12 protein-coding genes and 2 pseudogenes are annotated in these 17179 nt (G+C 47.7%); 11 read left to right on the top strand and 3 right to left on the bottom strand.

What is annotated here, in order from left to right; genetic code table 11:
- Positions 1–70: 70 nt before the first annotated feature.
- The 6 genes and pseudogenes from MHB46_RS05135 (at position 71) to MHB46_RS05110 (ending at position 6374) form a co-directional block, all read left to right on the top strand.
- Positions 71–1138 carry a LacI family DNA-binding transcriptional regulator gene (locus tag MHB46_RS05135; RefSeq protein ID WP_341161761.1) on the top strand — a complete coding sequence of 356 codons (1068 nt, stop codon included), beginning with the start codon at positions 71–73 and terminating at the stop codon, positions 1136–1138.
- Between the two features lie 205 nt (positions 1139–1343).
- The gene (locus MHB46_RS05130; RefSeq protein WP_341161760.1) at positions 1344–3896 is read left to right on the top strand and encodes a beta-mannosidase; all 2553 of its coding nucleotides are present in this window, start codon (positions 1344–1346) and stop codon (positions 3894–3896) included.
- 143 nt (positions 3897–4039) lie between these two features.
- A pseudogene (locus MHB46_RS05125) lies at positions 4040–4396 on the top strand (sugar phosphate isomerase/epimerase); the annotation flags it as partial.
- A gap of 313 nt (positions 4397–4709) precedes the next feature.
- Positions 4710–5450: a DUF1361 domain-containing protein gene (locus MHB46_RS05120; protein WP_341161759.1), complete on the top strand. Its 741-nt coding sequence runs from the start codon at positions 4710–4712 to the stop codon at positions 5448–5450.
- Between the two features lie 63 nt (positions 5451–5513).
- The gene (locus MHB46_RS05115; protein ID WP_039270088.1) at positions 5514–5717 is read left to right on the top strand and encodes a YwbE family protein; all 204 of its coding nucleotides are present in this window, start codon (positions 5514–5516) and stop codon (positions 5715–5717) included.
- A 24-nt stretch (positions 5718–5741) separates the two neighbouring features.
- Positions 5742–6374 (top strand): DUF2238 domain-containing protein, encoded by a 633-nt coding sequence (locus tag MHB46_RS05110; RefSeq protein WP_039270090.1) that lies wholly within the window; start codon positions 5742–5744, stop codon positions 6372–6374.
- A 57-nt stretch (positions 6375–6431) separates the two neighbouring features.
- On the opposite strand, the gene MHB46_RS05105 is transcribed toward MHB46_RS05110, so the two are convergent.
- A complete protein-coding gene (locus MHB46_RS05105; protein WP_341161758.1) occupies positions 6432–7601 on the bottom strand; it encodes a glycosyltransferase family 4 protein in 1170 nt (389 codons plus the stop codon).
- Between the two features lie 92 nt (positions 7602–7693).
- The gene (locus MHB46_RS05100; RefSeq protein ID WP_445667583.1) at positions 7694–9016 is read right to left on the bottom strand and encodes an MFS transporter; all 1323 of its coding nucleotides are present in this window, start codon (positions 9014–9016) and stop codon (positions 7694–7696) included.
- Between the two features lie 187 nt (positions 9017–9203).
- On the opposite strand from MHB46_RS05100, the gene MHB46_RS05095 reads away from it, so the two are divergent.
- The 5 genes from MHB46_RS05095 (at position 9204) to MHB46_RS05075 (ending at position 16095) form a co-directional block, all read left to right on the top strand.
- Positions 9204–10235 (top strand): FUSC family protein, encoded by a 1032-nt coding sequence (locus MHB46_RS05095; RefSeq protein WP_175405266.1) that lies wholly within the window; start codon positions 9204–9206, stop codon positions 10233–10235.
- Between the two features lie 355 nt (positions 10236–10590).
- Complete coding sequence (helD, locus tag MHB46_RS05090) at positions 10591–12969, top strand: RNA polymerase recycling motor HelD (RefSeq protein ID WP_341161757.1); 2379 nt, start codon at positions 10591–10593, stop codon at positions 12967–12969.
- A gap of 153 nt (positions 12970–13122) precedes the next feature.
- On the top strand, positions 13123–14964 hold the full coding sequence (locus MHB46_RS05085; RefSeq protein WP_341161756.1) for an adenine deaminase: 1842 nt from the start codon (positions 13123–13125) through the stop codon (positions 14962–14964).
- A gap of 125 nt (positions 14965–15089) precedes the next feature.
- Positions 15090–15671: a Crp/Fnr family transcriptional regulator gene (locus MHB46_RS05080; RefSeq protein ID WP_341161755.1), complete on the top strand. Its 582-nt coding sequence runs from the start codon at positions 15090–15092 to the stop codon at positions 15669–15671.
- A gap of 82 nt (positions 15672–15753) precedes the next feature.
- Positions 15754–16095, top strand: a complete 342-nt coding sequence (locus tag MHB46_RS05075; RefSeq protein WP_341161754.1) for a darcynin family protein — start codon at positions 15754–15756, stop codon at positions 16093–16095.
- A gap of 139 nt (positions 16096–16234) precedes the next feature.
- Here the strand turns inward: MHB46_RS05075 and MHB46_RS05070 are convergent.
- Positions 16235–17081 (bottom strand): annotated as a pseudogene (locus tag MHB46_RS05070) (copper amine oxidase N-terminal domain-containing protein).
- Between the last annotated feature and the right edge of the window lie 98 nt (positions 17082–17179).

Genomic DNA, 17179 nt, shown 5'->3' with positions numbered 1-17179 from the left:
GTTTATAGGTACACCCGTGTATTAGAAAGGTTACGATAGAAAAAGACTCCGAATAGGGTTGGGTGAGAAGATGCGTGGAAAAGTAACGTTGCAAGAAATTGCGGATGCGGCGGGCGTTTCAAAGTTCGCTGTTTCGCGTGCACTATCAGGCAAACCCGGTGTAAGTGAAGAGACAAGGGCGGTTCTGGTCAAGCTTGCCGCCCAGATGGGCTATTTTCGCAGTCACCCCAAAATGACAGGGGTAGAGCCTCGGGACACAGATACCAGAGAATGGTCAGGTACCGTGCTAGTGTTATTTCCGAATATTAGGTATCAGAACAGGGAATCTAGATACTGGGGGCCAGTATTTGAAGGGATTTCTGAGCGTCTGAACCGTAAGGGTATGGATATGATCACGTTAACGGAGCCCTCGACTGAAGATATGTTTTCTTTACTGAACCCGGAGGCGATTAAAGGGATTATCACAGTGGGGACGATTTCAACTTCGTTGTTGCTGAACATTTATCGGATGGGTATTCCGGTCGTCATGGTAGATCATTGGGATTCTGCATTTTTAAGTGATACGGTGTTTACAGATAATCGCACATGCATGAGTGAATTAATGAAGGACTTGCTGTGCAGGGGCTATACCCGCTTTCAGTTTGTGGGTCATATTGATGACGCTCACAGTTTCTACGAACGCTGGGAAGCATGTCGTTCCACACTGGAAATGAGCGGAGTAGAATTGCGGCAGATTAAAGCTCTTCTTCACAGGGGAGCGCAAGCGCTTGCTGAGGAAATGGAAAAGTTGTCCGAGGACGAACTGCCTGAGGTTTTTGTATGTGCTAATGATGTGACTGCTGGGCAAGTCGTGGATGTGCTGAAAGAAAAGGGGATTGACGTTCCGAGGCGTTGCGGAGTGACCGGGTTTGACGATACGAATGAACAAATGCCGATTTATGCCACGGTGAGAGTGGATAAGGAATTGCTGGGAATGCGTGCAGTGGACCAGTTGTTATGGCGCATAACGAACCCGAACTCGCCTGTCGAGAAAAAGTTGCTACATGCTGAGCTATTCGTACGGGAAGTTCATGCACCCCGGATCAGTCGGGAAAATGATGACCGTGAGCGTCCCATCAGCACAATCACATATAGTTAATGTCCAGATACGTGTTATGACACCATACACCGTGAAGACGAAGGAGGTCGCTTTTAGCCTGTTTAGGGGCAGAGGGCGACTTTTATTTTGTATTTTTCCATTTGTTCTAAAAAACAATTGACTATTTTGTTAGCTTAATGTTATTTTTGTTATGTTACTGACGAATCCAGATGTTCCCAATCATGCTTATAGGAGGCTTGTGACGATGGTTAATGTGATAGGGTTGGATGGCTGGAGGTTTAGGGAAGCGCAAAGTGATGAGTGGCTCAGCGCGAAAGTGCCGGGTTGTGTGCATACTGATCTTTTACGACATGGCAAAATTCCTGATCCGTTTATCGGTATGAACGAGATGGAGGTACAGTGGATTGATAAGCAGGATTGGATATATGAAGCCCATTTTGAGATAAATGAAGATCAGCTTCAATGTCAATGTGTAGAGTTGGTGTTGGAAGGTCTGGACACATACGCGGATGTAAAAGTGAATGGCCAATATGTCTTGTCAGCCAATAATATGTTTCGGGTATGGAGACAGGATGTGAAGGCAATTGTTCAGCAAGGGGAAAATCGGCTGGAAATCAGTTTTCGTTCTCCGATTGCTGAAGATGTACCCAAGCTGGAAAGCTTAGGTTATGGACTCCCTGCACCCAATGATCAGTCCGAGATCGGTGGTTTGTCCGACAAAAAGGTAAGCGTTTTCGCACGTAAGGCTCCCTACCACTATGGTTGGGACTGGGGACCGAGGCTGGTGACGAGCGGTATCTGGAGGGAGGTCCGGATCGAGGCGTGGTCCGGTCTGATCGTGAGAGACTTGTTTATTCGACAGGACGAGGTGAATTCGGTAGGGGCTAAACTCATGGCAGTGGTAGAGATCGAAAATGCAGATGAGATTAGAGATGCCGAGTTGCGTATTTCCGCTGACGGGAAGGTGTGGTCCAAGCCGGTACGGCTGCTGAAGGGGAAGCAGACGGTCGAGCTGGAGCTGGAGATGAAGAAGCCGAAGCTGTGGTGGTGCCGTGGACTGGGGGAGCCGCATTTATATACGTTTGTGGCCGAATTGGTGGAGCAAGGACAAGGAGCTGTAATCGCGGAAAAATCAGTAAAAACGGGACTGCGTTCCATCCGTCTTGTACGTGAACGGGATGCAGCAGGAGAGAGCTTTTATTTTGAGCTGAACGGAATTCCTGTGTTTGCAAAAGGGGCTAACCATATTCCGAATGACAGCTTTGTCACTGAAGTTACGATGGAACGATATCGGTATGAAATTGCCAGTGCAGCCGCCTCGAATATGAATATGCTGCGGGTGTGGGGTGGCGGTATTTATGAACAAGACATATTTTATGAGCTTTGTGATGAATACGGTTTGCTCGTGTGGCAAGATTTTATGTTCGCCTGCAGTATGTACCCGGGGGATGAGGATTTTATGGACAATGTGGCACAGGAAGCCGAGGATAATATTAAGCGGCTGCGTCATCATCCCTGCATTGCCTTATGGTGCGGCAACAATGAGATCGATTCTGCATGGGCGCATTATGAAGAGAATGGAGGCTGGGGCTGGAAAAAGGACTACACACCTGAGCAACGGGAACGCCTATGGAATGATTATGAAACACTCTTTCATCGGATTCTACCGGAGGCGGTACACACCTGGTCTGCGCAGACAGCCTATTGGCCCTCCTCCCCGCTGATTGACCTGACGCGAGATCGGAACCAGCATGCCCATCGGTCTTCAACTGCAGGTGATATTCATTATTGGGGTGTATGGCACGCGTCTGAGCCGTTTGAGAATTATCATGTACATGTGGGTCGTTTTATGAGTGAATATGGTTTTCAGTCCTTTCCTGAATACAAGTCTGTTCGTACTTATGCGGAAGAGAAGGATTTGGAGCTGGAATCTGAGGTGATGCTGGCACATCAGAAGAACGATGCGGGCAATCGTCTGATTAAAGAATATATGGAGCGATACATGCGAGAGCCAAAGGATTTTACATGTTTTCTTCCCATGAGCCAAATTTTACAGGCAGAAGCAATGAAAGCAGCTATAGAGGCGCATCGTCGTCACAAGCCCTATTGCATGGGAACATTATACTGGCAAATGAATGACTGCTGGCCCGTTGCCTCCTGGTCGAGTATGGACTATTTTGGTCGTTGGAAGGCGCTCCAATATACGGCTAAGCGCAGCTTTGCTGATGTGCTGTTGAGTGCAACAGATACAGAACAGGGGAATAAGGCCCTGCATCTGGTCAACGATACACTAGAGCCGATATCAGGTACGCTGCGGCTGACTCTTTTGCATATCCGTAGCAGCCAGGCAGTTCATGAAGAGAACGTTAAGGTAAAGCAACCAGCAGGCGGTGCAGGAATTGTACATATACTGCCTATCGACAAATGGCTGAGTGGCCTGAACCGTGCGGAGCATATGCTGGTCGCGTGTCTGACTCAGAATGGTGAACAGGTCGCCTCTGGTGAAATTTATTTTGCAGACACGAAAGAGATGGATTTACCGCAGGCAAAAATTGAAGTGACAGAGATTCAGGGAAGTGGGGGCAGCAGATTCATGCTGTGTTCGGATGTACTTGCTAGACACGTGTGGCTATCGGCAGAGCTGGAAGGCATTTTCAGCGACAACCATCTGGATCTGGCTCCCGGTATTCCAAAAACAGTGGAATTTTTGGCTTTGCACAACGGTTCATCAGCATTTGTGGCAGCTGCGCCGGGTACATTGGCAGTACATTCATTAGTCAATTGGATACAAGGTTAGACAACAGTAAAAGCTTATCCGTCTTTAAGTAGATGATGGATAGGCTTTTTTTGTAATATAAATTTATTTTTTGTGATATGTGGAGCGCTTTCATAATGTTAATATACATAACAAAAGAAGGCTTGGGAGTTAAGTGGTAACAGATCATTTGTAAGAAATCTGTCTATTTAGCAACTAACTGTTGGAATATAAAAAAGCATACGGTTGGTCGAGAACTTGTAAAGGAAATCCGTCAGTTGGGCTTTAGCAGGGTGGAGCTGAACTATAACATTACCCGGGAAATGCTAACGACGATTGAGCCTATGATTGAGCGGGGAGAAATCGGCATATCGAGTGTGCATAATACATTTCCTCATACACCAGATCCGGATTACGGCACGAATTCCGTTCTGCTCGGGTTTGACGTTGAAACCAAGCGACAACGTGCGATAGAGCTGCTGGTGCAATCTGTGGAATATGCGCATCATTATGGAGCAAAAGCGGTAATTGTGCATCCCGGACGCCGGATGGCGAATGGACGGGATTAGTGACGAAATTTATAATGCCGTTAGCGATATTACGCTAATTCATGCTGCCCGAATATTAAAACTACCGGAGCTACGCCTTTACCTGTGAGTGAAGTCTAAAACACAGTAAGCATCTATTTTTCGGGGATGAAGTCCATTCCCGGAGAACGGATGTTTTTTTGTGTTCATTGATGCAGAGGTAGAGCGCTTCCATTGAGCTTGAAGCCATTGTGGTGTACACTGTCCAGAACAGGTGTAAATTGGAACGTCAGGAAGGCAGGACGGTTACAAGGAGGGAAAGACACATATGTATGCCCGTTTAAGATCGTTAAATTATCCACTAAAAATCTATGTTTTTTTAGCACTGGCCTTATGCTCCGTAATCAGTACATTGTGGATCATTAACGTGCGACTGCCCTCAGGGGGCCGCCCTTATCTTTTTATTTGGTGGAATATGATGTTGGCCTGGATTCCTATGCTGTTGACGTTACTGCTTGATGTAATGTACAGCTCGTGGAGGCGGGGAACGAGGACATTTTTACTCTGGGCTATGGGGGCGGCATGGCTTTTCTTTTATCCCAATACACCCTATTTGATCACAGATTTGCTGCATGTATTCGCCAGATATCCATTTCTCGGGGAGCAACGTTTCTGGGGCAATCCGTACTTTTGGAATCATGTACTGGGGATGCTGCTGGTAGCCGTACTTGGCCTGACAATGGGTTTTGTATCGCTCGAATCCGTACGACAGTTGGTACAACGTGCACGTGGTGGGCTTGTTAGTTGGCTGTTTATGCTGGCGGTACTCTTGTTGAGCAGCCTGGGTATTTACATTGGCCGTTTCTTTCGAGGGAACACATGGGATATTGTTTCTGCGCCCTCTCAACTGTATGCACAGGTATCTTCCATATGGGCAGACTCCTTGCAACGTACTCATTTTGTGGAGTTTAGTGGGATGCTATTCGTCATTTTGCTCGTCAGCTATGTATCCACGATGTGCGTAGTCTGGATAGGGAACAACCGCCAAGACGAATGGCGTCGCTGGTGATTTGATTGCAGCTGAGTGGCTGAATATTATCAAAAAATGTAAATCAAAGGAGGAATAGCTACAATGAACGGACAGAATCGATCCGATATCCGCGCTGGTCTTCAGGTGGATATTGTGCTTAAAAAGGATCAGTCTACCGGTAAGTTGACGCGAGGAACGGTGAAAGATATTTTGACCAATTCCCCGCGTCATCCGCATGGAATCAAAGTGCGTTTGGCAGACGGACAGGTTGGGCGTGTCAAACATATCGTAACGAACGAAGGCTAGAGCTTTGGGTGAGGAGGAATGAAGATGAATCAGGCAACGGCATGGTCTAAAAATGATCGCTACCCGCTTGTTTTACTTGTATTGCTGGCGCTTGCCCTCATTTGGTCTTTAATTCGCCCGGCGGATCATTTTACATGGGTACTGGAAGTTCTCCCGGCAGTTTTGGGAGCTGTGCTGCTGGCGGCTTTGTACCGTAGATTTCGGTTTACCAATCTGGTATACACCCTAATCTGGCTGCACGCATTGATCCTGATTGTCGGTGGACATTATACCTATGCCGAAATGCCACTGTTCAACTGGATTCGGGATACGTTCGGACTGGAGCGCAATTATTATGATCGACTTGGGCATTTTGTACAAGGTTTTGTACCTGCACTCATTGTCAGGGAAGTGCTGTTGCGTAAAACGGCCTTGGGAAGCGGGAGCTGGCTTACTTTCCTCACGGTTAGTGTGTGTCTTGCGATCAGCGCTGTGTACGAGCTGATTGAGTTTGCTGTAGCCAAGGCAACCGGAACGGCAGCAGAAGCCTTTTTGGGCACACAGGGAGATGTATGGGATACCCAGTGGGATATGCTTCTTGCGTTCATCGGCGCCTTGACCGCAGTGATTTTGTTGAGTGGGGTACATAACAAGCTGCTGAAGCAATTAAGGTATTAGCAGAATTTATTTAACCCGCCATTATCATGCTATCTGAAATTTCGCTGTTTTTGAAGGCTACATTCGCGTCATGGGACGGCTGTCGAGGTGTAGGGTTGCTGCGTCCATGTAGCTGTCCAGTAGCCGTTCAAAAATACGGTCCCATGTCTGCTCCAGGCTGTAGGCTCTACCAGCTCTGGACATAGCATCACGAAGTGAGGCATCCTCGTACAACAGCTGTACAGCTTTGGCAAAGGCAGCGGAGTCCCCAGCAGGACACAATAGCCCTGTATTTCCATGGATTAGATTATCTTTTACCCCGCCTTCATTGGCACCGACCACAGGTGTACCGCTCGCCATAGCCTCCAGTACAACATTGCCGAAGGTTTCCGTGGTGGAAGGGAAGAGAAATACGTCGGCTGCGGCGTAGAGTTCAGCTAATTCCGGCCCTTTCACAAAACCAAGCCAGTGGACTGCATGCTCCGGCACCCCTAGATCCGCTGCAGTTTTGACCTTATACAATGGACCATCTCCTGCAATGACCAGCACAGAGGCTGCGCGGACGTCATCGGGTAACTGGAGATAGGAATCCAGTAACGTGTCTATCCCCTTTTCCGGTGCAAGCCTGCCTACATACAAAATAACAAATGCATCTGCATGAACGCCCCATTTCTTCCATACTGCATTACGGTCCACCTTTGGTTGGAATCGGTCAGTATCAATGCCTCTACTCCAGATTTCGAGCTGCCCCATTCCTTTATTGTGCAACAATTCCATGGTTGATTGAGAAGGGACATATACCCTTTCGCAATGTCTGTGAAACCAGAGCATGTATTTCCATAACGCAGGTTCAAGCCAGCGAAGCTTGTAATATTCGAGGTATTTATCAAAGTGGGTGTGATATGAGGCGACGAGTGGAATATGGTGTTTGGCTGCGTAGCTTGTTCCATACAGGCCAAGGTTAAATGGAGTAGCGACATGAATCAGATGCGGGGAAAAGGCTGACAGACGCTCGTTGATCTGTTTGGCGTTGGGGATCGCAAGTCTGCATTCCCGGTACAATAAAAAGGGAATACTCCGAAATCGCTCTACACCCGGCCCAGAGGGCAGATGATGGTCTGCCTCCGGTGCGAAGACGAGCGTAGATACTCCATGTGTCTCCAGATAGCCAATCCATCGTTCCAGGGTCAGAGCAGCGCCATTCACGTCAGGCGTATACGTGTCCGTAAATAATGCAACTCGAAGCATGCCTTCATTCCTCCTCGCCATTCTCATTTATCCTATGACGTTCCAGGGGAGTCCGCTTGGAGGCTCCGGCTTTTATTGTGTCATGATTTTGTTTACGGGCTTGCTGGGTTTTGTAAAAGCTGGCCCGCGGACGGGCGCTTTTCTCGGAACATTCTGTAATAGACGAGGGAGGACAAAATATAGAAAACACCTGTCATGCTAAATGTGATGGCATAGCCCCAGTAGTTGCCATATGTTGTAACCAAATAGGCTTGTACAGGTCCCATACCTGCGGTGCCTAGCATCCAGGTCGTCTGGAGAATGGAGTTGGCAATGCCGCGATTTTTATCTGACACACGTTCGACGAGAATGGCGGTTTGCAGCGGATTGGCTGCATTCATTAGCGCTTGCCTGAATAGAAAGCTGATGGAAGCGATCCATAGCACGTTCGTAAAGCCGGTAATGAGAAGGAAGGGTAGCGAAAGCAGTTGGAAGCCAACTACAGCTCTGACCAGTCCAATCCGGCTGCCGAGGGTAGGCCCGATCAACATGGAGAGGATGGTCATGAGCTGGCCGAGTGCAATCAGTAAACTCATTGCGCTGAGCGATACGGAGAAGCGGTTCGTAAAATACAAATTAAGATACGGGATGACCAGACCTGAACCTAACCCAAGAAAAAACTGGGCCAGAACAAATTGTCCAATAACCCGGCGATCAGAAGCAGCAGTAGGCGTCTCTGAGGCAGGGATATCGGGTGCACTGTGCGGTGTATGTACTTGTTCTGTTTGAGGTGAAGATTCAGCAGGAGCTGGTGCTTCTACGGTTGCTGTAGTTTTTGTGATGAACAATAGAGGAATAAAGGCGGTCAATGTTGCCATTCCTCCAAGGAACAGAGCGACCCGCAGACTGGATAGCGGTGTGATTCCCCACGTCTGCAGCCCATCTGCGAGTACGCCACCCCCGAAGCTACCCAGAACCTGGGCTGCCAGTACAAGAGCTGAGTAATAGCTGAATATTTTTAAGCGTTGAGCTTTACTTATGCTTTCCGCTAAAAAAGGCACAGCCAGCACCTGAATAAAGGCGGCGAATACACCTGAGATTACGGCAAATACCAACATGCTTCCGCTGGTATCTGTAAAGGTACGGGCGAGAAAGGCCAGGCCGCTGAATAATGCGCCGATGACCAGCATATTTTCGCGGCTCGTCCGATCCCCCAAAAATCCGACCGGAATGAACAGCAACGCCGTCGCCAGCGCCTGCATGCTGACCACCCGGCCGTTCATATCATCATCAAAGCCAAGCCCTTGGATATACAGGTTATACAGTACAGAAAACATTCCCGTGCCCATCTGGTACAGCAGATTGGCCATAAAAAACAATCGGATATTACGCGGCCACTTTCGGGGCTCTTCTAACATTTTGCTAATCCATGACACGATGAGTTCCTCCTGTGACGTTGTTGCAAATAAGTTAATTCTGTTGATATGTATTCTATCAGGAACTGTACATTTCATAAATATTCCTGATCTCCGATTGTTTTGGGTAATAATAAAGCATGGACTTTACATTGAATTTTCATTATAGTAATTCGGTATGAATAAATTTGAAAGGTAAGCAGGAGGGATGGCTTTGGCTTTTGGAGCACGGGTGTTAAAAACGGGAATCGCAGTGACGCTCGCCCTTTTTCTGAGCACGCTTTTGAACACCCATTCGCCTGTGGGGGCAGCGATAGCCGCTATTTTTGCCATGCAACCGTCGATATATAGGTCGTGGCGTTATTTTCTGGATCAACTCCAAACAAGCACACTAGGTGCAATCATGGCGTTGCTGGGCGGAATGGTATTTTCGAATGAGCCGATTGCAGTTGGACTGGTATGTGTATTGGTACTTATGATATGTCTGAAAATAAATATGGCTGATACGGTTGGATTGACACTCGTGACTGTTGTTTCTGTAATGGAAGCCTCAGGGGACTGGAAATTTGCGGTGACCCGCTTTGCGCTCACTTTGATTGGGATTGTGTCTGCTTTTGTCATCAATGTTAGTGTTTTTCCCCCGAAACCGAAAAGGCAGTTTATTAATCAGATTCAAAATGTATTTAACAGCATGTCCTTGCTGCTGCGTACTGCCATTTCCGATGAGATTAAGGAGTCTGTCTTTAAAGAGGAAAAAGGAAATCTGGAGGGAGCCATTAAATCGCTGTCGGACAAATATCATTTGTTCGAGGAAGAGCAGAAGAAGCTCAAGCGCTCCAAGTTTAGTCAAACGAGACAAATGGTAGTATACAAACAAATGCTCGGAAGTTTACACAAAGGATATGAGGTACTGGATGCGGTGGAAAGACACTACTTCCAGTCTTTACGGCCAAAAGGAACGGATGCTTTTTTTGACAGTCATCTGGAGCTGCTGATTCGTTTTCACGAGCATGCTCTACTGAAATTCGAAAATAAGCTAAAACCGAATGAGGACGAAAGTGAATTGTTTCAGCAAGCCAACGGCGAATTTATGAAGCATGCGATCACACGTTTTGACCATTGTCAGGAAGGAATGCTGCGGCTGTCCATTGTGGCTGCGGCGATGTACGACTATGGTCATCAGCTGGAGAGGTTGAGCAGACTGGCCGATCATATTCATCCTGTAGAAGAGAGCAGATAGGCGAATTTCCTAAAGAAAAGCGACCGCATTCATCAATCAGATGGACGGTCGCTTTTTTATGTAATGAATTCAAGTATGTAAGAACAGGTTAATAGATGGTTGCCAGAACGCACAAAAAAAGCCCGCTGGTTGCGAACAGGGACTGAACTTGCTACAATAGAGGATGCTCTGTTTTATTGTGAAACCATATGCATAAGTTGTGAATTACACTTCTTGTTACATTATAGCATGCTTCAAAGGATTAGTCAATTTTCCCGGATCAGGGGGATGCCGCGAGTATGCCCGGGTCCATAATAGAGCATAGTTTGTACGCAAGGGAGCCCTGCATGGAGCAGGAGGAAACGGAACAGGAGCGATGCCAGTGACTACTGAACAGCAATGGAATGAAGAACAACGAAGAGTAGAAGATGTGACCGCAGTGATTAGCGGGCGTATTCGGAAGCTAGAGACAGAGGTTGGTTCTGTGCGCGGAGATGTCGTCGATATGCGTAAAGACTTCTGGGATGAGGTAACGATCAATTTCAGTGAGGCAGATGATGTGGGTGAGACGTCCACCAGTTTGCGTCAGCAGTCTGAGATTTTGTCTGAGCGGGAACGAAGACACAAGCATTCTACAGAGGCGTTAGGTCGTTTGAAAAAGTTGCTTGATTCACCGTATTTTGCACGCATTGATTTTGCTGAGAAAGGGCAGACTGCGGAACGTGTTTATCTGGGGATTGCCTCCCTGCTGGATAATCAAGATGAGGAGTTTCTGATCTACGACTGGCGCGCGCCTATTTCCAATCTTTATTACGATAACATGCCGGGCCCCGCTTCATATAAGAGCCCGGCAGGGGAGATGGAAGGGGAACTCACGCTTAAGCGCCAATTCTCGATCCGTGATGGACAGATCCGTTTTATGTTCGATACAGGGGTGACGATTGGAGACGAACTTCTTCAAGCTGTATTGAGCCGCAGCTCGGATGCTCAAATGAAAAGTATTGTCGCTACCATCCAAAGGGAGCAGAATCGCATCATTCGTGATGATCGAAGCCGGATGCTCATTGTTCAGGGGGCGGCAGGAAGTGGCAAAACCTCTGCTGCGCTTCAGAGAGTAGCGTATTTGTTGTATAAGTACCGGGATCGCTTACGAGCAGATCAGGTCGTGTTATTTTCGCCTAACCCGATGTTCAACAGTTATGTATCGACAGTATTGCCTGAATTGGGTGAGGAAAATATGCTTCAGGCCACGTTTCAGGAATATTTGGAGCGGCGTTTGGGCCGGGAGTTTCAGTTAGAAGATCCATTTGAACAGCTGGAATATGTGCTTTCAGCTTCGTTACAGCCTGGGTATGAAGCCAGGATGGAGGGTATCCGCTTTAAGTCGTCCAAGACATTCTTACATGTGATTACAAGCTACAAGACGTATTTGGAACAGGAGGGAATGCGTTTTAAACCTATCCGCTTTCAGGGACGTGAGGTAGTTTCAGTAGAGCAAATGGCACGCAAGTTTTATGAATTCGACTCTACGGTGCGGCTGGCGAACCGATTGGAATTGCTGCGGGATTGGATGCTCAAAGAGCTGGCCCGCTTTGGTAAGGAAGAATGCTCCGCCCCATGGGTGGATCAACAGATGGATCTGATGGAGCCGGAGGATTATCAGCGTGCCTATAACCGCATGCGCCGTAAATCCAAGAATAAGGGCGATACCTTCGACGATTTTACGCGTGAAAGAGAAATATTGGCGCGTATGGTGGTCAGTGACCGCTTAAAGCCCCTGCGCAAATGGATTAAGGCGCTTCGCTTCGTAGATACGACCCGGCTCTACAGCGAGCTGTTTATGAATGAGGCATTGTTGAGCCAACTGGCGAATCATGCAGAGCTGCCCGTCAGCTGGGGTGAAATTAGTCGACAAACTCTGGAACGAATTCAGGCTGGGGAGTTAGCGTATGAGGATGTGACACCCTTTTTATATTTGCGTGAGCTGATGCTGGGCTTTCGTTCCAATAGCAACATCCGTCACGTGTTTATTGATGAGGCACAGGACTATTCCCCATTCCAGCTGGCGTTCTTCAAGCGTTTATTTCCACAGGCTAAAATGACGGCACTGGGTGATTTTAATCAGGCCATCTATGCCCATGCCTCGGTGCTTCAGGATGCAGAGCCATTGTATGAGTTGTATGGTGCAGATCAGACCGAGATGATTTCCCTCACACGTAGCTATCGCTCAACACAGGAGATTGTGGAATTTACCCGGGGCATGGTCCCTGGGGGAGAGCATATTGTACCGTTTAACCGTAAGGGTGAGAAACCTCTTGTAACCGAGGTGCGTTCGCTTGAAAAGTTGCATCAATTGATAGTTGGGAATGTCACAGAATTGTTGGCAGAAGGCTATGAATCCATCGCGGTGATCTGTAAAAATGCTGACGAAAGCGCGGCAGCCTACGAAGCGCTGGAAGGACAGCTGTCAGTGAAGCCAAAATTAATTAAGAAAACAACTCCTGCTTTTGAAAAGGGGATTCATATCATTCCGGCCTACCTGGCAAAAGGCGTGGAATTCGATGCGGTCCTGATTTATGACGGATCAGCGAAACAATACCAGCGTGAGAGTGAGCGTAAGTTGTTCTACACCGCCTGTACGCGAGCGATGCATCTGCTGCATATTTATAGCATAGGGGAGATTACGCCATTCGTGAGTTTACGGGATTCGGATACGTATACCCGCAAAGTGGAAGAAAGTGATCGTGTTCTATAGAGAGGACATTGGCAATCAGCTGGGGACAAATGCCTTAGAAACCCATGCGATGCTTGAATAGATGTAGAGTTGGCTGGCATTATGGAGCGTATTCCAGTAACATAAGCAAATAAGCAAAACAGGTAAGAAGCATAAACGGAGGTTACAAACGTAATGGACATGAAGAGTGTATTTCAACGCCCGCCGCTGGCGGACTGTGTACCCGAGCTGGTGGCTACAGCTAGAGGGGAGCGCAAGGCATCGCTGGTGATCCGCGGAGGAACGCTGGTCAATGTGGTATCGGGCGAATTGCTACCGGGCATGTCTATTGCTGTGCAAGGTTCTCGTATCGCTTACGTCGGTAGGGACGTCAGTCATACGATTGGAGAAGACACCATAATCATTGAAGCGGAAGGCCGCTATATGGCACCGGGGTTACTGGACGGACATTGTCACATCGAAAGCACACAGCTGACCGTAACGGAGTTCGCTAAGGCTGTACTGCCGTTGGGAGTGACGGGTGGTTTTTTTGACCCGCATGAAATTTCCAATGTACTGGGTCTAAAAGGGCTTCGTCTGATGTTGGACGAAGCACGTACGACACCGCTGGCTGCTTACATGCAGGTGGCTTCTTGCGTGCCTTCCACAGGTCCAGAGCTGGAAACGACGGGTGCCTCCTTCGGCCCCGCGGAAGTCGCAGAGGCGTTAAGCTGGGGCCCGGATATGATCGGGCTGGGCGAAGTCATGAATTTCCCTGGTGTCGTCTATGGAGACGATGTGATGATCGGGGAAATTCAGGCCACGCTGCGCGCGGGCAAGGTGGCGGATGGCCATTTTACATGGGCCTCCGATGATTGGCGTCTGCCGGTCTATGCAGCCGCGGGAATTACGGGCGACCACGAGTGTGTCACGCCCGAGGATGTAGCCGAGCGTATCCGGCTCGGCATGTATGCCAAGATGCGGCAAGGCTCCGCATGGCATGATGTGGCCGAGACGATCCGAGCCAGCACGGAAATGGGTCTCGACACGCGCCGCATGATGCTGGTAACGGATGACCGTAGCGCAGAATCCCTGCTCCATGAAGGGCAGATGGACTTCGTCGTGCGTCATGCCATTGCACAGGGCGTCAAGCCCGTAACCGCGTTTCAGATGGCCACGCTGAATACGGCAGAGCGCTTCGGCGTGGCAAGGGATATCGGAGCGATCATTCCGGGTGCGATTGCCGACATTATTTTGCTTGATGGCCGATTGGCCGAAGTGAATGTGACGGCTACCATCGCAGCGGGCCAGCTGGTGGCCGAGCACGGTCAAATGGTCGCCGATTGGGACGGCTTCGTTTATCCTGCGGAAGTGATGGACACGGTCCACCTGGGACGAGAGCTGAGTGCTGCAGATTTTCGCATTGCGGCTCCAGTACAGGAGGGGAATGTACCTGTACGGGTGATTCGTGTTACGGAAAACCACGTGGACACGAAGGAAGTGCGAATGACCGTTCCGGTCCGTAATGGAGAAGTCACGGCAGATCCTGCACAGGATTTGTGCAAAATAGCCGTTTTCGAGCGCCATCATGCCAGTGGCACTCACGCGGTGGCACTTGTGACAGGTGTCGGCTTCACCGAGCCGGCTGCGATTGCCATGACCGTCGCGCATGATAGCCACAACCTGCTCGTCATTGGTAATGATGACGAGCTCATGACCCAGGCGGCGAAGCAGGCTGTTGCCCTGCGTGGTGGCGTGGTGGTCGTATCCGCCTCGGGTGAGACGCGCTTCCCGCTGCCTATCGCCGGGCTGATGTCCCCAGCTCCGTTTGCGGAGGTAGCTGCGCAGTCCGAAAGTATCAGCCGGGCGCTTCAGCAATCCGGCTGCATGCTGAACAACGCGCTGATGACACTGTCACTGCTCGCACTGGTCGTTATCCCTGAAATCCGTCTGTCGGATCAGGGGCTTGTCGTGATCGGAGCGGATGGCATCCGCAAGGTATCTCTTTTTGTGGAAGAGGATGCTGCGGAAGTCTGATAGAACACGTCGCTGGGGGTTGTCCTGCAGGTCTGCTTAGACCTGAGGGATAACCCCTGTTTTTCATATACGAAGTCAAAAAAATATCTTCGATTCCTTTATAAAAGTCAAGGAGCGGTGAGCAGATGCATCCCTATTATCGTTCATTAGAAAAAATGGCTCATCATGCCTCGATTATAGAGCAGGATTGGAACAGGTTTGTAGAGCAAACCTGTGTGAAGCATATTCAGCAGGGAACGGTTCTCATTGAAACGGGTGAGCCTGTGAAACATGCCTATTTTTGTTCAGAGGGATTATTCCGTTTATTTTATACATTGGCAGATGGCAGAGAATATAATGCTGGTTTTTCGCCAGAAGATGATTACGTAACCTCTTATGGGGCTATGATCCAAGGAGAACTATCCACTTTTTCGATTGAGGCCATGGAAGATTCGGTCGTCATTGAAATTCCATATCACGTATTGAAGGAGCTTATGGATACAAGCCATATGTGGGAAAGATTCGTCCGTAAAAGTGTAGAAAGACTTTATATTCGAAAAGAAGAACGGGAGCGCGAATTATTGTATCTTTCCGCTAAGGAGCGTTATCATGCTTTTCTTCTCAAATACCCCGGATTGGACAAACGAGTTGCCCAATATCATATAGCTTCGTACATAGGCGTCTCTCCTGTATCACTTAGTCGTTTGCTGCGTAGTGATCCGCATTAACCTATGTTAATGAGACTTTGTAGACGAGCAGCGTACAATAATGATAAATCATTCAAGCTTCACCAAAAAAGGAGATAGGCATATGCGTTATATGATGATTGTATTGTTGGAATTCTACCCTTCCTGGTTGGCTTTGCCTCGAGAAGAACGTCGAAAACATGCGAGGGCCTTGCAGGCTACCATTCAAAAATATAGCGAACATGTTCAGGTTCGTTTTTTTGATGCAGAAGCACTGCCTGGAAAGGACTACACCGATTTCGTCGTATGCGAAACGGAGGACATGAAGCAATATCACTATATGTGGGAAGAAATTCGCGATTCGGAGCCGTATACCAAAGGATACATGAAGATTAAAGATGTAGTGATGGGTATGGAAAATGCATTTCAGTCCTATGAGTCAGAAATGCTACAGATGGAAAAATAACGTCATTCCGCTTCTATGTAAAATGAAGAGTTCAGCTTATATGCGATTAAAAAAGGCGAACTCCTGTGCTGCTTATGTTCAGCTGGGAATTCGCCTTTTATCTTTTGGAGACAAAAAAGTGTAATAAGAAAAAATCACATTATACAACTGTGTTACTTATAATCTTCAGAAAACCATTTTTCCCAGCGGTATCCATTAACTGATAAATGGATTTTCCTGCGGTATCGTTAAACAAATACCACTCATCATTCGATACATCATGAATCAAAGTCTCTGGGTAGCCTGTTAAAAGTTCAGGTGGATAAGTGCGAATTAAAGAATATATATCAAAACGAGCTAAGCTTTTCCCTTTTTGGTCTAAAAAATCATATTGTGCATTTTTATAATAAGATCCAGGTGTGTCAAGAGTTAAGCTCCAAGAATAGTTTGCAGGTGCTTCGACCTTTTTACCTTTGTTTTTTGCAAAAATATTATAAATGGTTTCATTATATGCATTGCCATGAATTTGCTGAACTACGCCGCAAAGTCATACGGTATTCCTGTTGAAGTGCTTTTACTTGTACACCGTTTATGAACAATGGTTTAGTATCAACAGTCACTGCAAAGTTGCTGTAATTAACATTGCAGCCAAACGCCTCTGCAATAAAACGAAGTGGAACATATATGCGATTATTTTTCGTATATGGTTTTACATCAAGCAGCATCTTTTTACCATTTTTCTCCGCTATGCTTCTGTTTACTGCTAATTTTACTTTCATCTCGCTTTTAGCGAGAATAACCTCGGAATCGGACCATTCGACACTAGCCCCCAAACTTTCGCTTATAACACGTAGAGGTACCATAGCGCGTTTATTCTTCATTTCGGGCTTCACATCGGATGTAATAGCCACACCGTCAACTTTGATCTGATTTTGTGCTGCATAAGTTGTGGACGATGAAATAAATAAAAAAATTGCAAGAAAAGCCGCAAAGAATGCTTTTTTCATAAATGATTGCTCCTTTTTCGGTTAAATTTGTTGCGCAGTAACTTTCCCCCATATTAAGACGCAACTGGATAAAAAAACGTTGCGCTGTCCTGTCCGTT

The organism is Paenibacillus sp. FSL H7-0703 (assembly GCF_038003485.1).
GTDB classification, from domain to species: Bacteria; Bacillota; Bacilli; order Paenibacillales; family Paenibacillaceae; genus Paenibacillus; species Paenibacillus polymyxa_B.
Note: the sequence above shows the minus strand (reverse complement) of the source record. Positions and strands in the feature narration are given on the sequence as shown.